This is a genomic window from Sphingomonas pollutisoli (genome assembly GCF_029167165.1).
GTDB lineage: Bacteria > Pseudomonadota > Alphaproteobacteria > Sphingomonadales > Sphingomonadaceae > Sphingomonas > Sphingomonas pollutisoli.
In genome coordinates this window covers 1-944 of the sequence record NZ_JARFNJ010000052.1, presented here as the reverse complement: position 1 = coordinate 944, position 944 = coordinate 1, and the positions used below count along the sequence as shown (strand labels likewise).

At 68.5% G+C, this 944-nt stretch carries 1 protein-coding gene; it reads right to left on the bottom strand.

Annotation, left to right across the window (positions count from 1 at the left end; all coding sequences use genetic code 11):
- On the bottom strand, window positions 1–944 hold a 944-nt coding region (locus PX554_RS26520; protein ID WP_275505041.1), incomplete at both ends, for a phage terminase large subunit family protein.

Sequence of the window (944 nt, the reverse complement as noted above, 5' to 3'; positions counted from 1 at the left end):
CTGGCGCCGTTCGCCAGCAGGAAAATGCGGATATCGAATCCGTCCTCATCGCCGAGCATCAGTTCCGTCAGCGCCCACACGGCGGCGTCGAGACGATCGGGCGAGCGGCCCGGCCCGGTGTACCCGCCGGGCGTCATGGCCTGCATCTGGTCCTCAAGCTCGGGGAACGGCTCGGCGTGGCTCACCTTGCCCTGCTCATAGAGGGCTGACACCGGCTCGGCGCGCACCGCCTTACCGCGCGAGGCTGTCACCATCGTAATCGGCAGGTTCGGCGCCGCGCCGCGCAGTACCGCCGCCACCATGTCACCGCCGAAATTGCGCTCCGCGACGACGCGGTCGGCACGGTGGCGCGCGTACATCTCGACGACCTTGCGCGCCCAGCCCTCGGGAGAGAGTAGCTCGCTGCCATCCTCCAAGATGTACCCGCGCCCGTCATAGCCGAGGCCGGCGGCGATGATCCCGATCAGGTCGCCCGATTCGCCGTTGGAGCCGGAAGGATCGACGCCGATGACGACGCGGCGCATGGCGGGGATCGGGCCATCGGGGCGGGCGCCCTCGATCATGCCGCGCGTCCACAGCGCGCCGGGCGTGTCCTCGAGCAATTCGCCGTCAAGCTCCTGCCGGCCGAGCCGAGTGTTGCCGTACTTCTTCCGCCATTTGGCGACGACCGCCGGCGCGAGATTGGCGATATTGTCGTCGGTCTTGCCGACCGTCAGGTGCGTCGTCGTCGCCTTGCGAAGCTCGCGGATGAGCGGCGTCGTGCGCGGCGTGGTGGTGACGACGATCTGCGGGTGATGCTCGGGCAGCCGCAAGCCCATCATGAGGTTGTCCCACGCCGGTTGCGCCTTCTTTCCCCATGCGCCGATCTCGTCGCACCATGCCCGATGGTGTTCGGGGCCGCGCAGGCGCTCCGGTTCCTCGGCGGAGTAGCAAAACCCCATACT